The organism is Microvirga yunnanensis (assembly GCF_025460875.1).
The window spans coordinates 1-24,289 of sequence record NZ_JAMXFI010000123.1; the positions used below are offsets into that span (position 1 = coordinate 1).

The following is a 24,289-nucleotide window of genomic DNA, read 5'->3' on the forward strand; positions in this document are numbered from 1 at the left end:
TCGCCCCGCCCGACTCCGCCAGAACCTTCGTGATCGCCGCCGTCAGGGACGTCTTGCCATGGTCCACGTGACCAATCGTCCCAATGTTGCAGTGCGGCTTATTGCGCTGAAACTTTTCCTTCGCCATTGATCTCTACCTTGCATAGGCCAGGAACAAAAAACCCAGGGGCGTCCGATATTGCGGTTAGGCTCTTTGTGCAAGAGCCAATTTCGATATTGCAAAACCTTGTGCCTGATAACCCGCTCCATGGGCCTCCCATGGGGCGAACCGTCACGCATGTCCTCACCGGGCGGGTTCGGCCTGTATAAAGGCGCTGGAGGCCAAAAATACAAGCTGGGCTGGACGCGTCGCGGAAGGTGGAGCGGGTGAAGGGAATCGAACCCTCGTATTCAGCTTGGAAGGCTGCTGCTCTACCATTGAGCTACACCCGCATGCCCTTCTGATTGGGTGGTGGGGGAAGTAGGACTCGAACCTACGAAGGCATAGCCAGCGGATTTACAGTCCGCCCCCTTTGCCGCTCGGGACATTCCCCCTTAAGACCCAACCCGAACGCAAAACGCCGAGGCTGTTCTGCAGAGCGCTTGCCGTGGCCGGCGCTCCGTGGCGCTCTTATGGTGACCTGCATGGCCGGTGTCAACCTCAAAGCGCGTCGAAATCGGACGGGTCGTGAACCGGCCCGCTCTGTGCTATGGCGGCTGCATCACCACACGAGATCCCAAGAGCATGAGCGACCGCCCTTTCCCGCCCCGCAAGCCGAGATTCCAGCGCCCGCATGGGAAACCTGGCCGCCGCGATCCCCAGGCGAGACGACCGAATTTCGAGATCGACACCACGATCCTCTATGGGTTCCATCCGGTCGTGGAGGCCCTGCGCAACGGAAAGCGGACGATTCGACGCCTCCTGGCCACCGAGAACTCCGCCAGGCGGCTGAGCGAGGAGCTGGGGGCGCCGCTGGCGATCGAACCTGAGATCGTCCGGCCGGACGAGATCAACCGCCTCCTCGAGCCGGACGCGGTCCATCAGGGCCTCTATGCCGAGGCCGATCCCCTGCCCTCGCCTTCGGTCGATACCCTGAGCGGCAAGCGGGTCGTCCTGGCCCTCGACCAGATCACCGATCCGCACAATGTCGGGGCGATCGTCCGCACGGCCGCCGCCTTCGACGTGGAGGCCATCATCACCACGGCCCGGCACAGCCCGGCCGCCACGGGCGTGCTGGCGAAGTCGGCCTCCGGCGGTCTCGAGCACGTGCCCTTCATGATCGTGCGCAATCTCGGAGACACGCTGACCGCCCTGGGCGAGCGCGGTTTCCAGCGAATCGGCCTCGACTCCTCCGGCGACGCGAATCTGGACGAGGTCGAGATCAGCCTGCCGGTGGTGCTCGTGCTGGGTTCGGAGGGCAAGGGCTTGCGTCAGAGGACGCGGGAATGCTGCGACGTCATCGGCCGGCTCGACATGCCGGGCGCGATCAAGAGCCTGAACGTCTCCAACGCCGCCGCCATCTGCCTTTATGCTGTGGTCAAAGGGGCCTCCAGGGGCGCTCGGAAGTAAAGCCGAGCCTTCGCTTAAATATCTGCGGCCGCTCATGGATTTGATCGACCGGGGGACTTCTTAGACGGAAGTCGCAAATACCAATTGTGAATTGTGGAAAGAAAGGCCGGAGTTAGCCTCCCGTTCGATGGAATTCTTGACTGCCCGTCGCAGTCACGAGGCCTCGGCCCAGAGCCTGCCCGGCAGGCTTGCGGCCAAGAACCCGGATCACCGGGCATACGAACGGAAGGGAACCCTATGGCAACAGCAGCTACCACGCCTCATTCGGCCGCCGCGACGCGGCCGATGACGCGGGAGGAAAAGAAGGTCATTCTGGCCTCCTCCCTCGGTACCGTCTTCGAATGGTACGACTTCTATCTCTACGGCTCGCTCGCCACGATCATCGGCGCGCAGTTCTTCTCCGCCTTCGACGTGACGACCCGTAACGTCTTCGCCCTCCTGGCCTTCGCGGCCGGCTTCCTGGTGCGTCCGTTCGGGGCCATCGTGTTCGGCCGCATCGGCGACCTCGTCGGCCGGAAATACACCTTCCTGGTCACCATCCTGATCATGGGCTGCTCGACCTTCTTCGTGGGCCTGCTTCCCAGCTACAACCAGATCGGCTGGGTCGCCCCGGTGGTCCTGATCGCGCTGCGCATGCTCCAGGGGCTGGCGCTCGGCGGCGAATACGGCGGCGCCGCCGTCTATGTGGCCGAGCACGCTCCGGTGGGCCGCCGCGGCTTCTACACCAGCTTCATCCAGATCACCGCCACGGTCGGCCTGCTCCTGTCCCTCGTGGTCATCCTCGTGCTGCGCACCTGGATGGGCGAGCAGGGCTTCCAGACCGGCGAGGGCTGGCCGATCGCCGGCTGGCGCATCCCGTTCCTGCTCTCGGTCGTGCTGCTCGGCATCTCGGTCTGGATCCGTCTCCAGATGAACGAATCGCCGGCCTTCAAGAAGATGAAGGAAGAAGGCACCCAGTCGAAAGCCCCGCTGAAGGAAGCCTTCGGCCAGTGGAGCAACCTGAAGATGGTGATCATCGCCCTGGTCGGCCTCGCCATCGGCCAGGCCGTGGTGTGGTACACGGGTCAGTTCTACGCCCTGTTCTTCATCCAGAGCATCCTGAAGGTCGACCTGCTCACCTCGAACGTGCTGATCGCCTGGTCGCTGATCCTCGGGACGGCCGGCTTCGTGATCTTCGGCGCCCTGTCCGACAGGATCGGCCGCAAGCCGGTGATTCTCGGCGGCTGCCTGATCGCGGCGATCACCTACTTCCCGCTCTTCGGCGCTCTCACGAACGTCGTGAGCCCGCGGCTGGCCCAGGCGCTCGAGACCGCCAAAGTCCAGGTCGTGGCCGATCCCGCCACCTGCGGCTCGGTGTTCGATCCGGTGGGCATCCGGACCTTCACGGCCCCGTGCGACGTGGCTCGCGTGGCTCTGGCCCGCGCGGCCATCAAGTACGAGCTCGTTCCGGCCGCGGCCGGCTCGCCCGTCAAGGTGACGTTCAACGGCACCGAGGCGCCCATCGCCCCGGCCGTGCCGGCCAACATCACCGCCTTCAGCGAGGCGGCGGCGGCGGCAGGCTACCCGAAGGCCGGCGACCCGAGCATCCTCAAGGTCAGCGGCTTCTTCAACGCCCTCGGCAACGCACAGGCGCTCAAGGCCATCGGCATCCTGACCATCTTCGTGATCTACGTCACGATGGTGTACGGCCCGATCGCCGCGGCCCTGGTGGAGTTCTTCCCCACCCGCATCCGCTACACGGCGATGTCCCTGCCCTACCACATCGCCAACGGCTGGTTCGGCGGCCTGCTGCCTCCGACCGCCTTCGCGATGGTGGCGGCCACGGGCGACATCTACTACGGCCTCTGGTACCCGATCGTGATCGCCCTGGTGACCTTCGTGGTCGGCCTCCTGTTCGTGCCGGAAACCAAGGACCGGGACATCATGACCTTCGAAGGCGTCGGCACACGCCGCTGATCCTTCTGACGGTTCGACAAGGAAAGCCCCGCCTTTCGGCGGGGCTTTTCATTGGGCCCTGACAGCAGGACCGTCTCAGTAGCAGGTCGTCACCCGGCGGACGATCCAGCCCTCGCCCTCGACGAAAAGGCGCTTGCGGGAAATATCGCAGGTTCCGTTGTCCGGCGATCTCGTCTCGATGGAGGACGTGGTCTCCACGTCCTTCGCAGCGACCGGGGTCACGGGCTCCCGGGCCGATGCCACCATCTGCCGGTCGGGCGTCGCCCCGACGCCCTGACCCGCATGAGCGGCATCCGTGCGCTGCGCGGCAAGACCGAAGCCCAGTGAAACGGCCAGAACGGCCAGGATTTTCAGACCGCCGCCGAGCGGCGAAAATCGTCTACGAGCGGAAGCCCCTGAGGTCTTCATAACACCAACTCCGTCATCAGGTTTTCCAGACAATTCCAGAATTCGGGGTTGGTTTCGGTGTGCCAGGACACTTAATATTTACATTTGTGTGGAACTTGCGTCCTGCCTCCCGGACTGCTACCTGAGCACCCGTGACATCGGCCGGTGTAGCACAGCGGTAGTGCAGCGGTTTTGTAAACCGAAGGTCGGGAGTTCGATCCTCTCCACCGGCACCACATTCCTTCGACGGGTCGCAACCCCTTCAGCAATCACGGAAAATGCGCACGCCGACGGGCGTCCGGGCGTGCCTGACGGGCGCCGCCCACGACCTCGCGACCGGCCAAACGCCTTCGTGCCGCGGGCCGACGAGCGGCCGGCCGTTGCGGCATGCCGACGATCGGGTCGAAAGCGCCTCAGTTCATGACGACGCTCAGATAGACGGCGACCATCAAGGCCAGGAAGCTCAGCCCGAGCGCAGCCAGCAAGGCGAGCCAAAGCGATCTCGTGTCGTCGGCATTCATCGTCAGCCCCATCGTAACGGCCTAGGATAACGGTGGAGGAGCCGCGCTTATTCCCGTCTCGCGCAGATCGCGTCGAGGCTTCTCGCAGAATGACCTTGTCCTGCCGCACGAGGCATGGTTGCCCGGACGCGTTATTGCTGCCTTCGGTCTTTCCGATTACAGGTGGCAATCTGGATCCGACGTTGCGGATGTGGGGGCAATCATGGCGACATTCACCTGGACTGGAACCTACGGGTTTCAGCCGTACCTTTTCGATCTGAGCAACCTGGTGGGGGCTGACAGCTTCGAGCGTTCGTCGACGACGTTCAAGGCGGTCTACGGCACGTTGAAGCGGTCCTGGGACAAGTTCGACGGGCACGGCTTCACCTACACGGCCGATGGCATTCCGTCCGGCGGGACGGTGACCGGCTACACCGGAGTCGACGGGGGACGAAAAGTCGCCTCTCTGACCGATGTCAGCATTGCCGTCACGAAGCTCGTCGACGCGGCTTCGACCTATTCCACGGCCGACGATCTCAGAATTCTCCGTTCGGCCCTCTCGGGCCAGGACAAGATCACCGGTGGCAGGTTCGACGATCCGCTGAGCGGCTACAACGGCAACGACACGTTGACCGGAGGCGGCGGTGCCGATTGGCTGTCGGGCGGGAAGGGTGCCGACCGGTTCGTGTTCAAGTCGGTGTCCGATTCCAGAGGCTACAACAACGACGTCATCACCGACTTCTCGCGATCCCAAGGCGACAAGATCGATCTCTCGAAGATCGACGCCAAAGCCGGCCTCGCAGGCAATCAGACCTTCACGTTCATCGGCACCGCCGAGTTCTCGGGCGAGAAGGGACAGCTCCGCTACGACGTGCTCGAAAGCGAAGACGAGGACGGTCGCATCTCCTACACGTCCTATGTCGAGGCCGATGTGAACGGCGACCGCGTGGCGGATTTCGAACTCACGCTCCAGAAGGTCGGGTCGATCACCAAAAGCTATTTCATCCTTTGACCACGGCCGGGGCGCCGACGAGGCGCCCTCTCCCCATTCCGGCCTTGGAGAGACGTGCCGGATTGAACGGGAGGGGATCAGGCCTCCGGAGCAGCCCCGGTTGAACCATGGTCTTTGGGGGCCATGAGCCGGGCGGGATTCCGGCTATCCGCCACCGTTCCCGCCGGACGAACCGCCGCCGCCCTGCCCTCCGGATCCCCCTGAACTCTGACCGCCCTGCGAGCCGCCCCCGGTGCTGCCGGTGCTGCCCGGATTCCCGGAATCCGGGCTGCCGCTGCTCGAACGGCCGGGAGATCTGGTGAGGGGCTGGCAGACGCCTCCGATCTCCTGCTCGCCCTGCATGCAGTTCCGCGTCGCCGGGTCGGACTGAGCCAGGGCGGCGCCCTGTGAGCCCGCCAGGAGCAACGCCGTCAGAACCGGCAACGCCAACGCTTTCATCGTCGCATCCTCAATGGTTGAACGTTCCTGTCGACGGGTGAGCCGCGCGATTGTTTCGAAGCCGGGTGCGATTTCGGCTCTGGAAGGCTTCACATCATCGGGAGCAACGCCCTTGGAGCGCCTACCCCATCGGCGACCGTGGGAACGCCCGCCGAGGTAGTCCGAGTGCCCATGCAGGACTTCCCGCAACGGCGCCTAGGCTGCACCGTCTGAAGACGTGGTGGAGGCACCTGTGGACGTGCTCTTGCTGAACGTGATGGGCTCGGCCGCTGTCGCGTCTGCGGTTGTTGTCGCCGCGATGACGAACCGGCTCTCGAAAGAACTCGCCGGAGTGTCACGCCGCGCTCCCGCGGCGGACCCGAGGCGAGGCAACTGAATGCCTCGGCGGCGGAGGCCGCAAGCTCTCGGCCGCCGCTCCCGATCCCCTTCCGTTGTGCCGGAACCGGCAGGGGACTAGCGCATCGTGCGGACCCGAACGCTGCGCCGTTCAAGGAAGTGAGCATCGGATCCGATCCCAAAAGTGGGTCCACTTTTCCCGTCCGATGCTCTAGCGGACCCGCTCCTTGCCCCAATTCTCGTGAGCGGCCTGATCCGCCATCTCCTTCTCGGCTTGCGTCAGCCTGCGGCGGCGGCTGAAGACGGCCATGAAGATGCCGATCAGCAAAGGTCCGCCGATGATCACCAGGGCCCAGACCCAACCGTCGGCAATATCCCAATCCATCGATCGTCTCCCTGCGGAGGACCGCGCCTGGCAGTCCCTGCTGTCTCAGGGGGCTAACAGGAATGCCAAATCGTTGTTCCCGAAGTCGTTGTTCCCGCAGTCGTTGTTCCCGAACCGCCCCTCATAGGCAAAGGCGCATTCCGGGATTAGACAGACGCGACAACCCGAACCGTCTTCCATCGACCGAGAACCCATGCCGATTGCCGTGACAGATCCCGACGATCCCCGCATCGAGGCCTACCGCGCCGTGCGGGAGCGCGATCTCGTGGGCCGCCAGCACCGCTTCATCGCGGAGGGGGAAGTGGTGCTGAGGCTCCTCCTGAAGCAGTCGCGCTTCCGGATCGAATCGCTCCTGCTGGCGGAGAACCGCCTGGAGAGCCTCGGCGATGCCTTGGGCCGGCTCTCCCCCGATGTCCCGGTCTATACGGCGAACCGGGCCGTGATGGACGCCGTCGTGGGCTTTCCGATCCACAGGGGCATCCTGGCCGTCGCCCACCGCGCCCCGCTGCTGCCGGTCGGAGAACTGCTTTCGCAAATGCCCGAGACTGCGCTCGTCGTGGGCCTGATCGGTCTGGCGAACCATGACAATGTCGGTGGGATCTTCCGGAATGCAGCGGCGTTCGGCGCCGCCGCAATCCTGCTCGACCCGCAGACCTGCGATCCCCTTTACCGCAAGGCCATCCGGGTGTCGGTCGGCGCCGCCCTGGCGGTTCCCTTCACGCGGGCAGCTTCCGCGGACGCCATGGTGCAGGCCCTGCAGGACGCTTCGTTCGACGTGGTCTCGCTGTCGCCGTCCGGCCGGGAGATCCTCTCGCATGTCCAGCCCTCCCGGCGGACTGCCCTGCTCCTCGGGGCCGAAGGACCCGGCCTGCCGCCGGATCTGCTGGCCCGGACCAGGACCGTATCCATCCCCATGAGCGGCGGCTTCGATTCGCTCAACGTGGCGACGACGAGCGGAATCGCCCTGCATCATCTCTCGGGAGCAGGCCGGGAGGGCGACGGTGCTCGCTGACTTGTGAAAACCTGATGCCTTGTTTCCAAGCATGGCCGTTCTAGCCTCCTGGTCCCATTCCTGGAGACGCCCATGACCATCACACGCCGCACCGTTCTGGCCAGCACCGCCCTCGCCGCCGCTCCCCTCGGCGCTCCCGCCTTGGCTCAAGCGCCCGCCCCGGCTCCGGCGCAGGGATCCGGCAGCCGCCAGGCGCCCGGCTTCTACCGCTACAAGGTCGGCGACATCGAGGTGACGGCCGTCAACGACGGGTCCGCGCCGCGTCCCCTCGAGGGCTTCATCCGCAACGCGGAACTCCCGGCCGTCCAGCAGGCCGCCCGCGAGGCGTTCCTGCCCCAGGACACGATCCAGAACACCTTCAACGGCCTCGTCGTCAGGAACGGCGACCGGCTGACCGTGATCGATACCGGCAACGGAGACATGGGCGCTCCCACGACGGGGCGCTGGATGGAGAACTTCCGTGCGGCCGGCTTCGACCCGGCGCAGGTCAACACCGTGGTCATCAGCCATTTTCACGGCGACCACATCAACGGCCTTCGCCGCAAGGACGGCACGGCCGTGTTCCCGAACGCGGAGGTCATGGTGCCGGCCGCCGAATGGGCCTTCTGGATGGACGATGCCCGCATGAACCAGGCTCCCGAGAATGCCCGAGGAGGCTTCCAGGGCGCGCGCCGGGTGTTCGGCCCCATCGCCAAGGACGTGAAGCAGTACGACATGGACAAGGAGGTCGTGCCCGGCCTGACCAGCATCGCGGCTCCGGGACACACGCCCGGCCACACGGCCTTCATGCTCTCGTCGGGATCGGGCCGCCTGCTGATCCTGTCGGACACCGCGAACCATCCGGCGCTGTTCGTGCGCAACCCGGACTGGTCGGCCATCTTCGACATGGATGCGGATCAGGCCCGGGCCACCCGCCGGAAGATGCTGGACCTCGCCGCCGCGGAGCGGGCGCAGGTGGCGTTCTATCATGCGCCTTTCCCGGCGACCGGTCACATCGCCAAGGAGGGCAACGGGTTCCGCTTCGTGCCGGTGCAGTGGAGCCCGGCCGTTTAAGGTCCGCGTCAGGACGTCTCGCCGATCAGCCACTCCAGGGTGGCTGCATCCGCGCCGGCCGGCTCGATGAAGAGCACGACGGGCGTCTCGTAGGGGTGCCTCTCCTTGAGAGCCCGATGCACCTCATCCTGAAGGCCCCGGCGGGTCTTCAGGATGGCCGCCGCCTCCTGACCCTGTTCGACGCGGCCCCTCCACGCGTAGACGGACCGCATGCCCGGCAGAACGTTGATGCAGGCGATCAGCCGGTCCCGGACGAGGCCCTCGCCGATCCGCAGGGCGGTGTCCATATCGGGAAAGGTCGTATAGACGAGAAGTGGGCGATCCATGCTATGCCTGTCCTCCGCATCCGACCGGACGCCACGAGGGTAACTGGGCATGGCCCGCCGTTTCAACAGCATCGCATTCGTCGCCAGCGCCGCGCCCGACGCCCAGAGCGCCCTGAAGACCCTGCAGGCCCGCTACGCCAACGTGTTGCCCGAAGAGGCCGACGCCATCGTGGCGCTCGGCGGCGACGGCCTGATGCTCCAGAGCCTGCACCGCTTCATGGGCACGGGAAAGCCCATCTACGGCATGAACAAGGGCACGGTCGGCTTCCTGATGAACGACTATCGGGAGGAAGACCTGTTCGAGCGCCTGGACGAGGCCGAGCGCAGCGTGGTGCATCCCCTCCTGATGGTGGCCTGGGACGTGCACGGGGTGGCCCACACGGCCCGCGCCATCAACGAAGTCTCGATGCTGCGGCAGACCTATCAGGCGGGGAAGCTGCGCGTGAGCGTCGATTCCCACGTGCGCATCCCCGAACTCATCGCCGACGGCATCCTGGTGTCGACGCCGGCCGGCTCGACCGCCTACAATCTTTCGGTCGGCGGGACGATCCTGCCGCTCAATGCGCCCCTGCTGGCCCTGACCCCGATCTCCGCCTTCCGGCCCCGCCGCTGGCGCGGCGCCCTTCTGCCGGACCACGCCAAGATCCAGATCGAGGTTCTGGAATCCGAGAACCGTCCGGTCAGCGCGGTGGCCGACCATACGGAGTTCCGCAATGTCTCCCACGTCCATGTCTCCATGGATCGCAGCGTCGATCTCGTGATGCTGCACGATCCCGGCCACAGCCTGGACGAGCGGATCCTGCGGGAACAGTTCGGCTATTGATGACCGTCAAGGCATGGGTTTCAACATGCCGTTCAAAACGATGAGGACACCGTCATGAACGATGAGACCAGACACCCGAGGGGCGGCCTCTATTTCGAGGATTTTTCCGTCGGCACCACCATCCGGCACCGGCTGACCCGGACGGTGACGCAGATGGACAACATGCTGTTCTCCAACATGACCCTGAACCCGCAGCCGCTCCACATCGATGCGCATTTCTGCGCCACCGAGACGGAATGGGGCAAGCCGCTCATGAACTCCCTGTTCACCCTGGGTCTCCTGATCGGCATCTCGGTCAACGACACCACGGTGGGCACCACCATCGCCAATCTCGGCATGACCGACGTGACGTTCCCCGCCCCGGTCTTCGAAGGCGACACGATCAGCGCGACGACCGAGATCGTCGCCAAGCGCGAATCCAAGTCGCGCCCGGATGCCGGCATCGTCGAGTTCGTCCACCGCGCCTACAAGCAGGACGGCACGCTGGTGGCCCAATGCCGCCGGCAGGCCTTCATGCGCAAGAGGAGCGCCTGATGCGCTCCCTGCTCTTCGTGCCGGGCGACAGCCTGAAGAAGCTCGAGAAAGGCATGGGCTCCGGGGCCGACGTGCTCCTCATCGACCTGGAGGATTCGGTTGCCCTTGATGCCAAGGAGGAGGCCCGCCGCATCACCGCCGCGTTTCTCGGCGAGCGGGGACGGGGCGGAGACCGCCCCCGCCTGTTCGTCCGCGTCAACGGCCTGACCACCGGCCTCATCGATGCGGATCTCGACGGCGTGATGCGCTCCGCTCCCGACGGCATCGTTCTGCCCAAGACGGTCGGCGGAGCCGACGTGGCGCATCTCGGCGCCAAGCTGGCGGTGCGCGAGGCGGAGTTCGGCCTGGAGGACGGCGCGACCCGCATCCTGGCCATCGGCACGGAGACGGCCGCCGGCGTCTTCGCGCTCGGTACCTTCGCGGGCTCGAGCCACCGCCTGACGGGCCTGACCTGGGGCGGCGAGGACCTGTCGGCCGATGTCGGCGCCGAGACGAACCGGACGGAGGACGGCGCCTATACCGATCCGTACCGGCTCGCGCGCTCCCTCACCCTCCTGGGCGCCGCCGCCGCAGGGGTCGACGCGATCGATTCCGTCTTCACCAACTTCCGCGACACGGCCGGTCTCGAGGCCGAGTGCCGGACGGCCCGGCGCGACGGTTTCGTCGCCAAGATGGCGATCCATCCGGCGCAAGTTCCCGTGATCAACCAGGCCTTCACGCCTGCGCCCGAAGCGATCGCGCGGGCACAGGCGGTGATCGATGCCTTCCGGGCCCATCCGGGGGCCGGCGTCGTCGGGGTGGACGGCGAGATGCTCGACCGCCCGCATCTCCTGCGGGCCGAGCGTCTCCTGAAGCGCGCCGGCCGGCTCTGACGCGGGCTGCGCTACGCGGCCAGCCGCACCTTGGTCCGGGACGGGCGCGATGGCCGGAAGGTCACGAGGGCCAGGCTCAGAAGGATCAGCCCCGAGCCGAGCACCTCGACGGATCGCACGGGCTCCCCGAGCCATGTGACGGCGAGCGCCTGCGACACGAGCGGAACCGCATAAAGCGCCACCGCGGCGCGCCCGGCGGGCAACCGCGAGAGAGCATGGGCCCACAGGGCGTTCGCGAGCGCGCCGGGCATCAGCCCCAGATAGAGGAGGCAGGCCCATCCTTGCGGTGAAAGCCCCGCCAGCCTGTGAAACGGGAACCCGGACACCAGCCCGAGAGCAAGACTTCCCGAAAGCATCATCAGCGCGGCCACCTTCGTCGGTTCATGCCGCGCGAGAACCGGCTTCTGGAGGATGAAGGAAGCGGCGTGCGATGCAGCGGCCAGAAGCACGACGAGAGCCGCTCCGTTCCATCGCACATCGGTCAGGCGAAGCTCCGCCGCCCCCTCGGACGCAATGCAGGCAACCCCAGTGAATCCAACCGCCACGCCGATCCAGGCGAGGCGTCCCAGGCGCTCGCCGAAAACGAGCGCCGAGCCGAGGATCGTGAGAGGGGTGCCAAACTCGATGATGAAGCTCGCAGGCCCCGCCCCGATTCGGGAAAGACCGAAGTTCAACGCCGTCGCATAGACCCCGACGCCGAGGATTCCAGCAGGCAGGATCAGGGCGCAATCCCGCGCGGAAAAGCTTAGTCTGGTCCGCAACAGCATGGGCGCCACCGCCGCGGACGCGATCGCGAAGCGGAGGAAGGCGAGTTCCATCGGGCTCATCTCCGTCAGAGCCGTCCGCGTGACGGGAAAAGACGACCCCCACATGATCACAGTGGCCGCGATGGCGACGAGGGTCGTCTTTGGCATGGCCGGCCTCAATCCGAAGGCGAAATCGGATCAGTGCTTGCCGTCGGTGGGCAGGCCGGAATCGATCCAGTCCTTCTTGCCTTCGACGTAGACCTGCACGTCCCGATAGCCCAGCTCGGAGAGGCGCTGGGCCGCGATGTGCGAGTTCTGGCAGGTGGCACTGGCGCAATAGACCACCACGGTCGCGTCCTTCCGCGGGAGAGCGGAGGCCGCCAGCTGATCCACCTGGTCGTGCGGCATGTTGATGGCGCCGGGAAGATGGGAGTGGCTGAAGTACTTCTCGGGCAGGGCCTCGACCAGGATCGGCCGGTCCTTGCTCAGCAGCCTGCGGAGAAGCTCGGTGCGGGAAATGGGGTTCGTCATGTTCTGGTCCTCTGGTTGTGACGGGCCCACGCCACGTCGGCCTTCAGGGAAGATCAGCGCCCGCCTGATGACAAACGACAAAACGGGCGTAATATGTTACTCAATATCACAAATGAGACCTGCTCACGCGCGCGAAACGGTAGAAACTGCAATGTCTTACAAGGCGCCGCCTGGAAACGCCCCACGATGAAGGCGCGCAAACTCCCGTCCCTGACGGCCCTGCGCGCCTTCGAGGCGGCCGCTCGCCTCATGAGCTTCAGCCGGGCCGCAGACGAGCTGAACGTCACCCATAGCGCGGTCAGCCGCCAGATCCGGGAGCTCGAGATCTTCATCGGCCGTCCGCTCTTTCACCGGTCGACCCGCCGGGTCGAGCTGACCGCCGCCGGCGCGCGCTACGCCGGCGTGCTGCACAGGTCCTTCGACGAGATGGCGGCTGCCACCCAGGACGCCCAGGAGCGGGACCGGGCCGCCCCACTCGTCATCAGCACCATGGATTCCTTTGCCATCAAGTGGCTGATTCCGCGCCTGTCGCGCTTTCAGGACGCGCACCCGGAGATCGGCGTCAGGATCCGGACGTCGGATGAGCTCGTCGACTTCTGGCGCGGGGATGTGGACCTGGCGATCCGATACGGTACCGGCCGCTACCCGCGCTGCGTCTCGACCCTGCTGATGGGCGAGGAGGTCATCGCGATCTGCAGCCCGGCTCTGTTCGAAGGAGACCATCCGCTCCAGACCCCGGACGATCTCGTGCATCACAGGCTGCTCCATAACGAGCGGCACGACTGGCTCCGGTGGCTCGAGCGCGCCGGGGCGACGTCCGTCGCGGCGAATGGAGGGGTCACGATGGCGCACTCGCTCCTGGTGATCGAGGCTGCCATCCGGGGCGACGGGGTCGGGCTGACGCGGCGCGCCCTCGTGGAGGACGACCTTCGGGCCTGGCGTCTCGTCAATCCTTTCGGGATCGGCGTCCAGGTGAGCGCATCCTACTACATCGTCACGCCCAAGGAATCAGCCGCCGACGCGCGGATCAAGGCCTTCACGGCCTGGGCCAGGCGGGAAGCCGGACAGTCCGTGCGCTCCGGCGCAGCCTTTGTCCCGCCGGCCTGAACGTCACCCGCCCGGACGGGTGATCGAGAACTTGGTCTCGGGCGTCGCCACGAAGTAGTCCCTGTAGCCCGAGCGGGCGATGGGGCGCATGGCGGCGGTGTCGACGAGGCCGTTCACGATGTAGCGGTCGTCGATGTGGATGCCCACCACCTGGCCGATGACGAGGTAATAGGACGGATCGCCGCCCCCGAGCGGGTTGAGCGGCACCGTCTGGAGCCATCGGCACTCGAGAGCCGCCAGGGCGTCGGCCACCCGGGGCGGCTTCACCAGCCGGGAGGGCGCGGCTTGCAGCCCGGCATGGTCCATCTCGTTCTCGCCGCGCGGCAGGACCGCGGAGGTCAGGTTCATCTGCTCGCGCAGGTCGTAGGTCGCCAGGTTGCAGACGAACTCGCCGGTCTCCTCGATGAAGGTGAGCGCGTCCTTCTTGCCCGCCGAGGAGAACGCCACCATGGGCGGCCGCTCGGACACGGCGTTGAAGAACGAATAGGGCGACAGATTGACCTCCCCGTTCGCGCTCATGGCAGTGATCCAGCCGATGGGACGGGGCGTCACAATGGCCTTGAACGGGTCGTGCGGAAGGCCGTGGGCGTTGGTCGAGGTTTCGTAGAACATGTGGAGCAATTCCCGGCGAAGTGGTCACCGGTCCGCCGCAGGGCGACGAACGAGCGTTGATCAGAACCGCGTGACGACGGCGGAGAGTTCGGGCCTCTCGCGATCGGGCGGGGTTTCCTTGGCGGTCCCGATATGGACGAAACCGGCGATCCGCTCGTCGGGCGTCAGGCCGAGGGCGTCCAGGACCCGCCGGTCGAAGGCGGCCCAGCCGGTGAGCCAGGAGGCGCCGTAGCCGAGGGCGGTCGCCCCGGTGAGAAGGTTCATGCAGACCGCACCGGCCGAGAGAACCTGCTCCCAGTCGGGGATCTTCACATGCGGCGCCACGCGGGACACCACCGCGACGACGAGGGGCGCCTGCGTGAAGCGTTCCCGCTCGACGGCGATCTGCTCGGCGCCGGCGTCCGGGTTGTCCGCCTGGAAGGCCGCCGCCAGGATCTCCCCGAGCCGTGCCCTGGCCTCGCCCTGGATCAGGATGAACCGCCAGGGAACCAGCTTGCCGTGGTCCGGCACCCGGGAGGCGACCGTCAGGAGGGTCTCCACCTCCCGGTCGTCCGGACCCGGCCCGCCCAGCCAGCGCGGGGGCACGGAGCGGCGCTGCAGGAGTCGGGAGAGGCACTCATTCATGGGATCTTCATCCGGCTTCGATAATGTGGAACAATGAAGATGGACGCCCTCGAAGGCTGCGGACCCGGCAGGCCCCGGCTTGCCATCGTGTCGCCGTCTTGCTGCGCTTGAGGAGGCGCGGGCGTCCGAACGACACGCCGCTGCACAAAAGAAACAGCAGCGGATGTATAGGGGGAGTGCGGTCAGACGCCAAGCAGGTTTCAGCCCGTGACGGAGCCGGCGGCATGCATCAGGCAGGCCGAGGGTGGGTCCCATGGCAGAAGGTGAGTTGGCGCAGCGCCGCCTGAGTGCAATGCAAACATCGATGACCGGACTGGACAGTCCTCCTTCTCCGACAGCCTGGACCCAGCGCCAGGCTCTGATCGCCTTGGCGCTCATCCTGGCCGCCTGGGCCGTGGCGGCCGCCATCTGGCCCCTGACGGGAACGGTCGTCCCGTGGGATTCCAAGAACCAGTTCTACCCGACCCTGCGCTATCTCGGCAGCGCCCTTGCCCATGGGGAATTACCCCTGTGGAACCCCTACCATTTCGGCGGGCATCCGTCAGCGGCCGATCCCCAGTCCCTCCTCTTCACGCCCACCATGCTGCTGTTCGGATGGCTCGTCCCCGAACCGTCCATGGAGCTCTTCGACGGGGTCGTGTTCGCCCATTTCCTCCCCGGCGCCCTGGCCTTCGTGCCCCTGTTCCGCCGGCGGGGATGGCACCCGGCGGGCGCCGTGGCGGCGGCTCTCGTGTTCATGCTCGGCGGCTCCGCGACGGCCCGGCTCCAGCACACGGGCATGATCTTCAGCTACGGCTTCTTCCCCCTCTCCTTCTGGCTGCTGGAGGAAGCCCTCGACCGCCGCTCCTACGTCTATGGCCTCCTGTTCGCCTTGAGCGCCGCCATGATGGTCATCGGCCGGGATCAGGTCGCCTTCCTCTGCGCGCTCACCCTCATCGGCCTGGCCGCGCAGCGGATCTGGGCCGCGCCGCATTCCCTCGCCTATCTCCGGTCCCGGCTGGGGCTCCTCGTCCTCATGGGCCTGGTCGGCGGCGCGCTCCTCGCCGTGCCGGTCGTGCTGACGATGCAGTTCCTCGCCACGTCGACGCGTCCGTCCTTCGGCTTCGGGGTCGCGGCCATGGGGTCCCTGCCCCCCGAAAGCCTGGCGACGATCCTGTTCGGCAATGTCTTCGGGTCCCTGCGCTGGACCTACGACTACTGGGGACCGGACTGGCACAGCCTGTCCGAGGGCACCTGGACCGACCGGGCCACCAATTACCTGTTCGTCGGCACGATCCCGGCGCTCCTCCTCCTGTGGCACGGGATCGCGGGCGGGCGCCTGTTCGCGCGCGAATTCCGCTTCTTCCTGATCGTCGGCCTCGCAGCCCTGCTCTATGCCCTCGGGCGCTATACGCCGGGCTTCGAGGTCATCTTCGATCACATGCCGGGGGTGAACCTCTACCGCAGGCCCGCGGACGCCACCTTCCTCATCAACATCGCCCTGGCCTTCGCGGCCGGCTACCTCGTCCACCGCTATGCCACGGACGGTCTCCCGCGCTGGAACCGGGCGTCGCTCGGACGGCTCTGGGCCGTCCTGCCGCTCCTGGCCCTAGGCCTCCTCGTCGCGGCCATCGCGAGCGCCCTGGCCTTCGCCATCAAGGGAGGCCATGTCTCCCCGGCGGTGGCCGAGATCGCCGCGAGCCTCGCCGTGGCGGCCTTGGCCGTTGCCGCGATCACCCGGGCCAGCGGGTCCGCGGCTGCCCGCGGCGCCATGGCTCTCGTGCTGGTGACCCTGACCGGCGCGGAGCTCATCGCCCGCCATGCGGCCTCGGCCCTGAACGCGGAGCCGGCCGAGCGCTACACGGTGTTCACGAAGCTGCCGCCCGAGCAGTTGCAGGGCCTGCAGATCCTCAAGCGGGAGCTCGCCGATCGCCATGCGCAGGGTGAATACCCCCGCGTCGAGATTCTCGGCCTGAAGGGGGCCTGGCAGAACGCCTCCATGGTTCTCGGAATCGAGGACATCATCGGGTACAACCCGCTGCGGCTGGCCGATTACGAGCGGGCCATCGGCCCCGGCGAGAACGCGGAGGACCCCAACCTGCGCCGGTTCCCGACGAGCTTCCGCGGCTACAAGTGCCAGCTCGCGAGCCTGCTCGGGCTCGACTACATCGTGCTCGACCGGCCAGTGGAGAAGCTGCCGCGCCACTTCCCGCGCCTGACCGGGGCGGAGGTCGTGTATGGAACCGGCCGGATGTGGATCTATCGGCTCAACACCTCCGTGCCGCGCGCCTACGTGGCACAGCATGTGACGCCCGTGGATTCGGAAGCCGTGCTGGGCCAGGAGGAGCTGCCGGAGTTCAACCGCGAGACCGAAGCGCTCATCGACGACGACAGCATGTCCCTGGTCAAAGGATACTACGCACCGGCGGGTGCGGCCCGCGACAGGGCCAAGGGAGAGGCGCGCATCGTCAGCTACCAGCGCAACTCGGTCACGCTCGATGTGGAGAGCAGCGAGAACGGCATCCTGGTGCTGCACGACATCCATTATCCGGGCTGGGAGGCCTGGGTCGACGGCGAGCGCCGGCCGGTCCTGCGGGCCAATCTCCTGTTCCGGGGCGTCGAGATCGGTCCCGGCCGGCACCGGGTCGAGTTCCACTTCCGGCCGATGTCGCTCGAGAATCTGGTTGCCGCGGCGGCCGATTTGGTCAAAAGCGACGAGGCGCCGATCCGGACGGCGATCGCCTCGCCGCTCGAATGAAAGCCCTTTTTCGATCGATGAACCTGTTCGTGAAACAGCCCTTTTGGATTCTCGGCCTGCTCGGCCTTATGGCGGCCGGCTCCGTTTCGGCTCAGTCGCCGTCGGTGCCGTCCATGTCCCAGAGCCTGCCCCAGATCCAGGTCGGGCAGGTCACCCTGAATGCCGGCGCGACCTTTGCCGGCAGCAACGAGCCGATCCGGTCGGGCCTCGTCTGGCGGATCTTCGAGGATCGCGGCGACGCGTCCCAGCCCACCATCGTCGCCCGCTCCACGAGCCCGGCCCCGAGCTTCACCCTCTCGCCCGGCAACTACATCATCCACGTGGCGTACGGCTTCGCGAGCGCCTCGAAGCGCATCAGCGTGCAGCGGGGCAACCTCAATGAGCGGCTGGCCATCAATGCGGGGGCGCTCCAGCTCAAGGGCGCGGTGAGCGGGAACCCCATCGCGCCCAACCGGGTCACCTTCTCGGTCTACGTGCCGGAGGCGCAGAACTCCGAAGGCCGCCTCGTGATCGCCGACGCCAGGGCGAACGACATGATCCGCCTGCCCGAGGGCACGTATCACGTGGTGTCCACCTACGGCGACGCCAATGCCATCATGCGCAGCGACCTGAAGGTGGAATCCGGGCGCGTCACCGAGGCGACCCTCAACCACCGGGCCGCCACGGTGATCCTGAAGCTGGTCGGTTCGGCCGGCGGCGAGGCGTTCGCCGGCACGGCCTTCAGCGTGCTCACCCCGGGCGGCGACGTGATCCGCGAAGCGATCGGAGCCTTTCCGTCCGTCACCCTGGCGGAGGGCGAGTACGTGCTGATCGCGCGGCACGAGGGCAAGGTCTATACCCGCGAGTTCAAGATCGAGAGCGGGCTCGACCGGGACGTCGAGATCATCGCCACCCCCTGAACCCGCTGAACCTTTCCGCCCCGGCGGCATTGACCGAGGGTGACGCATCGTGCGGAAAAGTGGATCCGGTTTTCACTTGCGTGGCCCTTCGGGTCCGCACCGGACGATGCGCTGCTTGAAATTGAAGCATCGGATTGATCCCAAAAGTGGAATCCACTTTTGGGTCCGATGTTTTGTCACCGGTCGCGCCGCTCATGAGCCTGAACTCCCAAGGCGTGATCTTGCTGGAGAGGAAGCTCATGAAAATCGCAGAGATCATGACCCGCAACGTGCGCGTGGTGAGTCCGGACCGGACCATCCAGGAAGCGGCGCGCCTCATGGACGAAATGAATGTCGGCGTCCTGCCCGTCTGCGACGGACGACGGCTGCGTGGCATGGTGACGGACCGGGACATCACCGTCCGGGCGACCGCCGCAGGCCTGCCTCCCGACACCACCCGCGTGCGGGACATCATGTCGGACAATGTCTGGTGGTGCTTCGACGACGATGACGTCAACCACATCGTGGAGCTGATGAGCGACCATCAGATCCGCCGCCTGCCGGTGGTCGATCGCGACAAGCATCTCGTCGGCATCGTGGCGCTGGGCGATCTCGCGACCGATCGGGAGGGCGACGCTTCCCGGGCCCTGCACCGCATCTCCACGCCGTCGGAGCCCGACCGCTCGGGTACGCCGACATCGTCGCGGGCGGACCAGACCCGCGGCGGCGGAGAAGCGCGCCTGACCGGCGACGAGCGGCGCGAGCTCGACCGGCGCCTCAGAAGCGACGACGACTGGCGTCATCGCCCGCACGACTACCATGACGATCGGCGCGGCCGCGACGAACGCTCGCGCAACGCAGGCCGCGAGCCGTTCCGCTTCCGCGAGGAGGACGACGTGCGCGCCGCCTTCGGGAGCTTCGGCTATCCCGGCGAGGAGAATGCGCGCAACGCCCGCATGCGCGGGGGCTTCGGAGGCGACGGCTATCAGGGCTACGGCGACGAATATGCCGGCCGCGGCTCGGCCGGCCGGGGCTACCATCCCAAGCGCTTCGGCGCCTCCACCATCACGGGCGAGCGCGCCCGCCCCGGCGACGACAGCAGCGAGGACGATCGCCGCATGCAGGATCGCGAGCGCACCTGGAGCCTGGTGAACGAGCGCCGGGATCACAGCAATTATGGCATGGGTCCGGGCAACACCCGCTTCGGCAACGACGCAACCGCGAGCCGCGGCGAGGTCCGCCGGGGCGAGCATCAGGGCCGCGGCCCGAAAGGCTACCAGCGCTCGGACGATCGCATCCGGGAGGACATCAGCGAGCGCCTGACCGACGACGCCATGATCGACGCCTCGGAGATCGAGGTTCAGGTCCAGAACCGGGAGGTCATCCTGACGGGCACCGTCCGCGACCGCAACGAGAAGCGGCGGGCCGAGGATCTCGCCGAATCCGTGTCCGGCGTCAGCCACGTGCAGAACAACCTGCGGGTCGGCCAGCGGCAGGGAACCCATGCCACCGGAACGGAAGCCGGCGACGCGGGCGCGGCCACGGGCAACCCGGGCGTGGGCACCGCCGGCACCACGGCCGGCACGGCGCCCGGCGGCCGCACCACGGGCCGTCAGCGGCAGACCACGTGATCTGCCGCGGCAACCGTCGCGCTTTTCCGCATCGGGATGGCCGGCGAGAGGCGGGTGATGACCGGCCGGCCATGATGTGTGGAGGCTATCATCACCCGCTCACACCACCCTCCACGTCATCACCGGGCTTGTCCCGGTGATCCCGCTTCCATAAGGCGCCGCGCCTCACCTTATAGGGATGGCCGGCACAAGGCCGGCCATGACGTGGCGGGTGTTATCACCGGGCTTGTCCCGGTGATCCGGATGCGAGAGGCGCTGCACCTGACCTGATCGAGATGGTGGGACGGGCCCTTGGGACGACGTCGATCGCCGGAAAAGAGAAAGGCGGCGCCTCCTGCGGGAAGCGCCGCCTTTGTCATGCAGGCGATCAGTCTTAAGCGATCGTCCGCTCGACCACGTGATGCCCGTCGAGGGTCACGTGTCCTTCCGGCTCGGTGACGGCTTCGGCCGCCTGTCTGCGGTCCGGCGTGACGGCCTCGGCGGCGAGAACCTTCAGGGCCTCGTCGAGGGTCAGGGTCTGCTGGTTCGGGCTCCCCAGGCGGCGGATCGAGACCGTGCGCTCCGCCGCCTCCTTGCGGCCGACCACGAGAAGCACCGGCACCTTCACGAGCGAGTGCTCGCGGACCTTGTAGTTGATCTTCTCGTTGCGCAGGTCCGCCTCCACCCGAAGGCCTGCGGCCTCGGCGGCGCGCACCACCTCCATGGCGTATTCGTCGCCCTCGGACGTGATGGTGGCGACCACCGCCTGCACGGGCGCGAGCCAGAGCGGGAAGTGGCCCGCATAGCTTTCGATCAGGATCCCGAGGAACCGTTCGAGGGAGCCGCAGATCGCCCGGTGCACCATCACGGGCTGCTTCTTCTCGCCGTCGGGAGCGATGTAGAAGGCGCCGAACCGCTCAGGCAGGTTGAAATCCACCTGCGTGGTTCCGCACTGCCAGTCACGCCCGATGGCATCCCTCAGGGTGTACTCGAACTTCGGGCCGTAGAACGTTCCCTCGCCCTCGTTCACGCCGGTCTTGATCCGACCGCCGGACTCCTTCGCCATCCGGTCGAGGACGCGCCGCAGGATTCCCTCCGCATGATCCCACATGGCGTCGGTGCCGACGCGCTTCTCGGGCCGTGTGGCCAGCTTCACCACCACTTCCTCGAAGCCGAAGTCCCGATAGACGGACAGCATGAGGTCGTTGATCTTGAGGCATTCCGCCTCGAGCTGCTCCTCGGTGCAGAAGATATGGGCGTCGTCCTGGGTGAAGCCGCGCACGCGCATCAGCCCGTGCAGGGCGCCGGACGCCTCGTAGCGGTGAACCGCGCCGAACTCGGCCAGCCGCACCGGCAGGTCCCGGTACGATTTCAGGCCGTGCTTGAAGATCTGGACATGGCCCGGGCAGTTCATGGGCTTCAACGCGAAGACGCGCTGATCCGCCTCCGGATCGTTCGGCCGCAGGAAGGCCGAGGCCGATTTCACGGCGAACATGTTGTCCGAGTACCAGCCCCAGTGGCCCGAGGTCTCCCACAGGGACTTGTCCAGGATCTGCGGCGCGTTGACCTCCTTGTACGTCCCCTTCAGGCGGCGGCGCATGTAGGAGATCAGCTCCTGGAACACCGTCCAGCCCTTCGGGTGCCAGAACACGACGCCCGGCCCCTCCTCCTGGAAATGGAACAGGTCCATCTCGCGGCCCAGCCGCCGGTGGTCGCGCTTCTCGGCCTCCTCGAGCTGGCGGATATAGGCGTCGAGATCCTCCTGGTTCGCCCAGGCGGTCGCGTAGATGCGGGTCAGCATGGCGTTGTTCGAGTCGCCGCGCCAATAGGCGCCCGCCACCTTCATGAGCTTGAAGGCGTTGCCGATCTTGCCCGTCGAGGTCATGTGCGGGCCGCGGCACAGGTCGAACCAGTCGCCCTGGGCGTAGATCTTGAGATCCTGGCCTTCCGGGATCGCGTCGATGAGCTCGATCTTGTAGGTCTCGCCCTTGTCCCTGAAGACCTGCCGGGCCTTGCCGCGGCTCCAGACCTCCTTGGTGAAGGGTTTGTCGCGCGCGATGATCTCGCGCATCTTCGCCTCGATGGCCGGGAAGTCCTCGGGCGTGAAGGGCTCGTTGCGGGCGAAGTCGTAGTAGAAGCCGTTCTCGATCACCGGCCCGATGGTGACCTGCGTGCCGGGGAACAGCTCCTGCACGGCCTCGGCGAGCACGTGCGCGGCATCGTGCCGGATCAGCTCCAGCGCGCGCGGGTCCTCGCGGTTCAGAAACTCGATCTTGGCGTCCCGGGTGATCGGATCGGCGAGATCGGCGACCGTGCCGTCGAGCGCCATGGCGACGGTGCGCTTGGCGAGCGACTTGGCGATGCCTTCCACGATCTCCCGGCCGGTGACGCCGGATTCATACTGGCGCTGGGCGCCATCGGGGAATGTCAGGGTAATCATCGGATGGTTCTCCTGGCTCACTCCTGCCAACGGAGCAGGTAAGCGGGGGCCGACGGGGCGTTGAGAGGGAGCGAGCTCAGCCGCCGTCAGGTTCGACTGAATCGCAGGTGATCGCCGAGGCGGCTCGAGGCGCGTTGACGCCCCGCCAGCGACCATAGGCCCAGGGCTTATACCAGGCCGCGCCGTCGGGCAATGTTTCAGGCACCAGGTCGATCCCGTGGGTGCCGAAGGGGCCGCAGCGGCAGATGCGGGCGAGCCCCATCCAGCCGCCCGGCCAGAAGCCGTGCCGCTGGATCGCCTCGTCGGTATAGTCGGAGCAGGACGGCAGGTGACGGCACTGGCGGCCGATCAGGCCGGAGAGCGTCAGCTGATAACCCCGGATCGCCACGTGGGCGGCCCGGCGGGGCAAGCGCTTCGCCGCTGTCTCAAAAGCCCTGATTCCCACGCCCGTTCCTCGGCCCGACATCATTTTACGTAACTGTGTTACACACCTTCATACCGGTGACTCTACGGCATTCTCGCATGAGTACAACCTAGGATTTGATCGTTATATCATGCCGCCAGGCGAAGACTCAACCACCGCGCAGTAGCATCTATATAACGTGTGAAAGATACTTCATTTCGTTGCCCTTCCTTCCATTTGAGCCGCCGGGCATCCTTCGGAGCGCAAATAATGACTGTCAAAATCAGGAAATTCATCTGGGACATTACCTATAACTGCCCTCTCAGGTGCGGGCATTGCTATTCGGAGTCCGGCCGCCGGCCGGCCCGCACGCTGGACCGGGCCGCGGCCATGCAGGTCGTCGACGTGATGCTCGGCGCGCAGGCCGAGAACGTGATGTTCAGCGGTGGCGAACCCATGTCCGTCCCCTGGGCGGTCGAGGCCATGAAACGCCTCCATGATGCCGGCATCGAGGTGACCTTGTTCACGACCGGCTGGTCGATGAAGGAGAGGTCCGCCGCCGCGCTGGCCGATGCGGTCTCGGGCGTGGCCGTGAGCGTCGACGGCGCCGACGCGGCCATCCACGATGCCGTGCGCGGGCGCGCCGGCGCCTTCGAGCGCGGCATGAGAGCGCTGGACATCCTGCACCGGGTCAAGGATGAACGCAGGGCCGCCGGCCAGGCATGCTACACGCTGGGGATCGACTACACCCTGACCCGCCCGGGCGCCGCGGAGGCGGATCTGGAGCGCTTCGTCGATGCGGCCGTCGAGCGCTTTCCGAGGCTCGACTTCATCCGCTTCGGCGCCGTCATCCCGTCCGGCCTGGCGGCCGAGCGGGCCTTCGAGACGAGCGGGCTCCTCACCATCGACGAGCTGGTCGGCATGATCGATGTCGGTCGGCGCTTCGCTGCCCGCCACGACGGCGGTCCCCGCATCACGGTGACGGACGTTCGCTATTTCCTGCCCCGTCCCGGATCGAGCCTCGTCGACCTCGACATTCTGCAGATCGAGCCCGATGGCGGGCTGCGGGCCTTCCCGATCTACAAGGCGAAGATCGGCAACGTCCTTCACGAGCCGCTGGACGTCCTCTGGCCGCGGGCGCAGGCCTGGCGCGCCGACCCCTTCGTGGCCGAGCAGATGGACAAGGTCAGGACCATGGCCGACTGGGCCGACACGACCCGGACCCTGGACCGGCGCTACGGCTCCGCGGACGACCGGGCCCGAATCGCGCGGCGCGGCCCGGCGACGGCGGTGCCCGCCTAGCGCATCGTGCGGAAAAGTGGACCCGGTTTTCGCTTGCGCGGCCCGCTGGGTCCGCTCCGAACGATGCGCCGCTTCAGGAAGTGAGCATCGGATCGATCCCAAAAGTGGGTCCACTT

24 protein-coding genes and 3 tRNA genes are annotated in these 24,289 nt (G+C 66.7%); 14 read left to right on the forward strand and 13 right to left on the reverse strand.

All coding sequences use genetic code 11. The annotated features are described in order from the left end of the window. The 3 genes from NF876_RS35410 to NF876_RS35420 form a co-directional block, all read right to left on the reverse strand. Positions 1-127 (reverse strand): GTP-binding protein (locus tag NF876_RS35410; RefSeq protein WP_244627385.1); only part of this gene is annotated, 127 nt, incomplete at its 3' end. Positions 128-358: 231 nt separating this feature from the next. Then, positions 359-432, reverse strand: a tRNA-Gly gene (locus NF876_RS35415). Positions 433-449: 17 nt separating this feature from the next. Beyond that, positions 450-534, reverse strand: a tRNA-Tyr gene (locus NF876_RS35420). A gap of 190 nt (positions 535-724) precedes the next feature. On the opposite strand from NF876_RS35420, the gene NF876_RS35425 reads away from it, so the two are divergent. Both NF876_RS35425 and NF876_RS35430 read left to right on the forward strand, forming a co-directional pair. Beyond that, positions 725-1,549 carry a TrmH family RNA methyltransferase gene (locus NF876_RS35425; protein WP_262272760.1) on the forward strand — a complete coding sequence of 275 codons (825 nt, stop codon included), beginning with the start codon at positions 725-727 and terminating at the stop codon, positions 1,547-1,549. A 237-nt stretch (positions 1,550-1,786) separates the two neighbouring features. Continuing rightward, positions 1,787-3,505, forward strand: a complete 1,719-nt coding sequence (locus tag NF876_RS35430; protein WP_262272761.1) for an MFS transporter — start codon at positions 1,787-1,789, stop codon at positions 3,503-3,505. Positions 3,506-3,580: 75 nt separating this feature from the next. On the opposite strand, the gene NF876_RS35435 is transcribed toward NF876_RS35430, so the two are convergent. Beyond that, positions 3,581-3,913, reverse strand: a complete 333-nt coding sequence (locus tag NF876_RS35435; RefSeq protein ID WP_262272762.1) for a hypothetical protein — start codon at positions 3,911-3,913, stop codon at positions 3,581-3,583. A 140-nt stretch (positions 3,914-4,053) separates the two neighbouring features. Here NF876_RS35435 and NF876_RS35440 point away from each other — a divergent pair. Together NF876_RS35440 and NF876_RS35445 are read left to right on the forward strand one after the other, a co-directional pair. Beyond that, positions 4,054-4,128: transfer RNA gene (locus tag NF876_RS35440), tRNA-Thr, on the forward strand. Between the two features lie 487 nt (positions 4,129-4,615). After that, the gene (locus NF876_RS35445; protein ID WP_262272763.1) at positions 4,616-5,404 is read left to right on the forward strand and encodes a calcium-binding protein; all 789 of its coding nucleotides are present in this window, start codon (positions 4,616-4,618) and stop codon (positions 5,402-5,404) included. Between the two features lie 144 nt (positions 5,405-5,548). Here the strand turns inward: NF876_RS35445 and NF876_RS35450 are convergent, their stop codons facing one another. Then, positions 5,549-5,842, reverse strand: a complete 294-nt coding sequence (locus NF876_RS35450) for a hypothetical protein (protein WP_262272764.1) — start codon at positions 5,840-5,842, stop codon at positions 5,549-5,551. Positions 5,843-6,389: 547 nt separating this feature from the next. Beyond that, positions 6,390-6,563 carry a hypothetical protein gene (locus NF876_RS35455; protein ID WP_262272765.1) on the reverse strand — a complete coding sequence of 58 codons (174 nt, stop codon included), beginning with the start codon at positions 6,561-6,563 and terminating at the stop codon, positions 6,390-6,392. Between the two features lie 193 nt (positions 6,564-6,756). Here NF876_RS35455 and NF876_RS35460 point away from each other — a divergent pair, with 193 nt between their 5' ends. Beyond that, complete coding sequence (locus NF876_RS35460; RefSeq protein WP_262272766.1) at positions 6,757-7,575, forward strand: TrmH family RNA methyltransferase; 819 nt, start codon at positions 6,757-6,759, stop codon at positions 7,573-7,575. Positions 7,576-7,647: 72 nt separating this feature from the next. After that, positions 7,648-8,628, forward strand: coding sequence for an MBL fold metallo-hydrolase (locus NF876_RS35465; RefSeq protein ID WP_262272767.1), 981 nt, complete (start codon positions 7,648-7,650; stop codon positions 8,626-8,628). 8 nt (positions 8,629-8,636) lie between these two features. Here NF876_RS35465 and cutA read toward each other — a convergent pair whose 3' ends face one another. Then, complete coding sequence (cutA, locus tag NF876_RS35470; protein ID WP_262272768.1) at positions 8,637-8,954, reverse strand: divalent-cation tolerance protein CutA; 318 nt, start codon at positions 8,952-8,954, stop codon at positions 8,637-8,639. Positions 8,955-9,003: 49 nt separating this feature from the next. On the opposite strand from cutA, the gene NF876_RS35475 reads away from it, so the two are divergent. Genes NF876_RS35475 through NF876_RS35485 form a run of 3 tightly spaced genes read left to right on the forward strand, consistent with a single transcriptional unit; the run spans position 9,004 to position 11,183 of the window. Beyond that, positions 9,004-9,777, forward strand: coding sequence for an NAD kinase (locus NF876_RS35475; RefSeq protein ID WP_262272769.1), 774 nt, complete (start codon positions 9,004-9,006; stop codon positions 9,775-9,777). A gap of 54 nt (positions 9,778-9,831) precedes the next feature. Continuing rightward, a complete protein-coding gene (locus tag NF876_RS35480) occupies positions 9,832-10,311 on the forward strand; it encodes a MaoC family dehydratase (RefSeq protein WP_262272770.1) in 480 nt (159 codons plus the stop codon). Further along, entirely contained in the window at positions 10,311-11,183 is an 873-nt protein-coding gene (locus tag NF876_RS35485; protein WP_262272771.1) for an HpcH/HpaI aldolase/citrate lyase family protein, read from the forward strand. The genes NF876_RS35480 and NF876_RS35485 overlap by 1 nt, the downstream gene beginning before the upstream one ends. A gap of 11 nt (positions 11,184-11,194) precedes the next feature. Here the strand turns inward: NF876_RS35485 and NF876_RS35490 are convergent, their stop codons facing one another. Both NF876_RS35490 and NF876_RS35495 read right to left on the reverse strand, forming a co-directional pair. Further along, positions 11,195-12,097 (reverse strand): DMT family transporter, encoded by a 903-nt coding sequence (locus tag NF876_RS35490; RefSeq protein WP_262272772.1) that lies wholly within the window; start codon positions 12,095-12,097, stop codon positions 11,195-11,197. Positions 12,098-12,127: 30 nt separating this feature from the next. Next, positions 12,128-12,460 carry a rhodanese-like domain-containing protein gene (locus tag NF876_RS35495; protein ID WP_262272773.1) on the reverse strand — a complete coding sequence of 111 codons (333 nt, stop codon included), beginning with the start codon at positions 12,458-12,460 and terminating at the stop codon, positions 12,128-12,130. Positions 12,461-12,646: 186 nt separating this feature from the next. Between NF876_RS35495 and gcvA the strand changes: the two genes are divergently transcribed. Continuing rightward, positions 12,647-13,567 carry a transcriptional regulator GcvA gene (gene gcvA, locus NF876_RS35500; protein WP_262272774.1) on the forward strand — a complete coding sequence of 307 codons (921 nt, stop codon included), beginning with the start codon at positions 12,647-12,649 and terminating at the stop codon, positions 13,565-13,567. Positions 13,568-13,570: 3 nt separating this feature from the next. Here the strand turns inward: gcvA and NF876_RS35505 are convergent, their stop codons facing one another. Beyond that, complete coding sequence (locus tag NF876_RS35505) at positions 13,571-14,179, reverse strand: flavin reductase family protein (RefSeq protein ID WP_262272775.1); 609 nt, start codon at positions 14,177-14,179, stop codon at positions 13,571-13,573. 60 nt (positions 14,180-14,239) lie between these two features. Further along, positions 14,240-14,803, reverse strand: coding sequence for a nitroreductase family protein (locus NF876_RS35510; RefSeq protein ID WP_262272776.1), 564 nt, complete (start codon positions 14,801-14,803; stop codon positions 14,240-14,242). 304 nt (positions 14,804-15,107) lie between these two features. On the opposite strand from NF876_RS35510, the gene NF876_RS35515 reads away from it, so the two are divergent. The 3 genes from NF876_RS35515 (at position 15,108) to NF876_RS35525 (ending at position 20,049) form a co-directional block, all read left to right on the forward strand. Continuing rightward, the gene (locus NF876_RS35515) at positions 15,108-17,540 is read left to right on the forward strand and encodes a putative glycosyltransferase family protein (RefSeq protein WP_262272777.1); all 2,433 of its coding nucleotides are present in this window, start codon (positions 15,108-15,110) and stop codon (positions 17,538-17,540) included. Positions 17,541-17,608: 68 nt separating this feature from the next. Next, positions 17,609-18,439 (forward strand): RgsD C-terminal domain-containing protein, encoded by an 831-nt coding sequence (locus NF876_RS35520; protein WP_373696771.1) that lies wholly within the window; start codon positions 17,609-17,611, stop codon positions 18,437-18,439. A gap of 239 nt (positions 18,440-18,678) precedes the next feature. Continuing rightward, positions 18,679-20,049 carry a CBS domain-containing protein gene (locus tag NF876_RS35525; protein WP_262272779.1) on the forward strand — a complete coding sequence of 457 codons (1,371 nt, stop codon included), beginning with the start codon at positions 18,679-18,681 and terminating at the stop codon, positions 20,047-20,049. Between the two features lie 373 nt (positions 20,050-20,422). Here NF876_RS35525 and thrS read toward each other — a convergent pair whose 3' ends face one another. Both thrS and yidD read right to left on the reverse strand, forming a co-directional pair. Beyond that, positions 20,423-22,468, reverse strand: a complete 2,046-nt coding sequence (gene thrS / locus NF876_RS35530; protein WP_262272780.1) for a threonine--tRNA ligase — start codon at positions 22,466-22,468, stop codon at positions 20,423-20,425. 76 nt (positions 22,469-22,544) lie between these two features. Continuing rightward, a complete protein-coding gene (yidD, locus tag NF876_RS35535; RefSeq protein WP_262272782.1) occupies positions 22,545-22,877 on the reverse strand; it encodes a membrane protein insertion efficiency factor YidD in 333 nt (110 codons plus the stop codon). A 264-nt stretch (positions 22,878-23,141) separates the two neighbouring features. On the opposite strand from yidD, the gene NF876_RS35540 reads away from it, so the two are divergent. Continuing rightward, positions 23,142-24,173: a radical SAM protein gene (locus NF876_RS35540; protein WP_262272781.1), complete on the forward strand. Its 1,032-nt coding sequence runs from the start codon at positions 23,142-23,144 to the stop codon at positions 24,171-24,173. The last annotated feature ends 116 nt before the right edge of the window (positions 24,174-24,289 follow it).

Bases quoted from the DNA above. Each gene is read 5' to 3' on its own strand.
- NF876_RS35495 (WP_262272773.1), bottom strand. From the start codon at position 12,460: ATGACGAACCCCATTTCCCGCACCGAGCTTCTCCGCAGGCTGCTGAGC.
- NF876_RS35450 (WP_262272764.1), bottom strand. From the start codon at position 5,842: ATGAAAGCGTTGGCGTTGCCGGTTCTGACGGCGTTGCTCCTGGCGGGC.
- NF876_RS35510 (WP_262272776.1), bottom strand. From the start codon at position 14,803: ATGAATGAGTGCCTCTCCCGACTCCTGCAGCGCCGCTCCGTGCCCCCG.
- NF876_RS35475 (WP_262272769.1), top strand. From the start codon at position 9,004: ATGGCCCGCCGTTTCAACAGCATCGCATTCGTCGCCAGCGCCGCGCCC.
- NF876_RS35430 (WP_262272761.1), top strand. From the start codon at position 1,787: ATGGCAACAGCAGCTACCACGCCTCATTCGGCCGCCGCGACGCGGCCG.
- NF876_RS35505 (WP_262272775.1), bottom strand. From the start codon at position 14,179: ATGTTCTACGAAACCTCGACCAACGCCCACGGCCTTCCGCACGACCCG.
- NF876_RS35515 (WP_262272777.1), top strand. From the start codon at position 15,108: ATGACCGGACTGGACAGTCCTCCTTCTCCGACAGCCTGGACCCAGCGC.
- NF876_RS35465 (WP_262272767.1), top strand. From the start codon at position 7,648: ATGACCATCACACGCCGCACCGTTCTGGCCAGCACCGCCCTCGCCGCC.
- NF876_RS35520 (WP_373696771.1), top strand. From the start codon at position 17,609: ATGGCGGCCGGCTCCGTTTCGGCTCAGTCGCCGTCGGTGCCGTCCATG.
- thrS (WP_262272780.1), bottom strand. From the start codon at position 22,468: ATGATTACCCTGACATTCCCCGATGGCGCCCAGCGCCAGTATGAATCC.
- NF876_RS35485 (WP_262272771.1), top strand. From the start codon at position 10,311: ATGCGCTCCCTGCTCTTCGTGCCGGGCGACAGCCTGAAGAAGCTCGAG.
- cutA (WP_262272768.1), bottom strand. From the start codon at position 8,954: ATGGATCGCCCACTTCTCGTCTATACGACCTTTCCCGATATGGACACC.
- NF876_RS35435 (WP_262272762.1), bottom strand. From the start codon at position 3,913: ATGAAGACCTCAGGGGCTTCCGCTCGTAGACGATTTTCGCCGCTCGGC.
- NF876_RS35540 (WP_262272781.1), top strand. From the start codon at position 23,142: ATGACTGTCAAAATCAGGAAATTCATCTGGGACATTACCTATAACTGC.
- NF876_RS35445 (WP_262272763.1), top strand. From the start codon at position 4,616: ATGGCGACATTCACCTGGACTGGAACCTACGGGTTTCAGCCGTACCTT.
- NF876_RS35525 (WP_262272779.1), top strand. From the start codon at position 18,679: ATGAAAATCGCAGAGATCATGACCCGCAACGTGCGCGTGGTGAGTCCG.
- NF876_RS35490 (WP_262272772.1), bottom strand. From the start codon at position 12,097: ATGCCAAAGACGACCCTCGTCGCCATCGCGGCCACTGTGATCATGTGG.
- NF876_RS35480 (WP_262272770.1), top strand. From the start codon at position 9,832: ATGAACGATGAGACCAGACACCCGAGGGGCGGCCTCTATTTCGAGGAT.
- NF876_RS35455 (WP_262272765.1), bottom strand. From the start codon at position 6,563: ATGGATTGGGATATTGCCGACGGTTGGGTCTGGGCCCTGGTGATCATC.
- gcvA (WP_262272774.1), top strand. From the start codon at position 12,647: ATGAAGGCGCGCAAACTCCCGTCCCTGACGGCCCTGCGCGCCTTCGAG.
- NF876_RS35425 (WP_262272760.1), top strand. From the start codon at position 725: ATGAGCGACCGCCCTTTCCCGCCCCGCAAGCCGAGATTCCAGCGCCCG.
- NF876_RS35460 (WP_262272766.1), top strand. From the start codon at position 6,757: ATGCCGATTGCCGTGACAGATCCCGACGATCCCCGCATCGAGGCCTAC.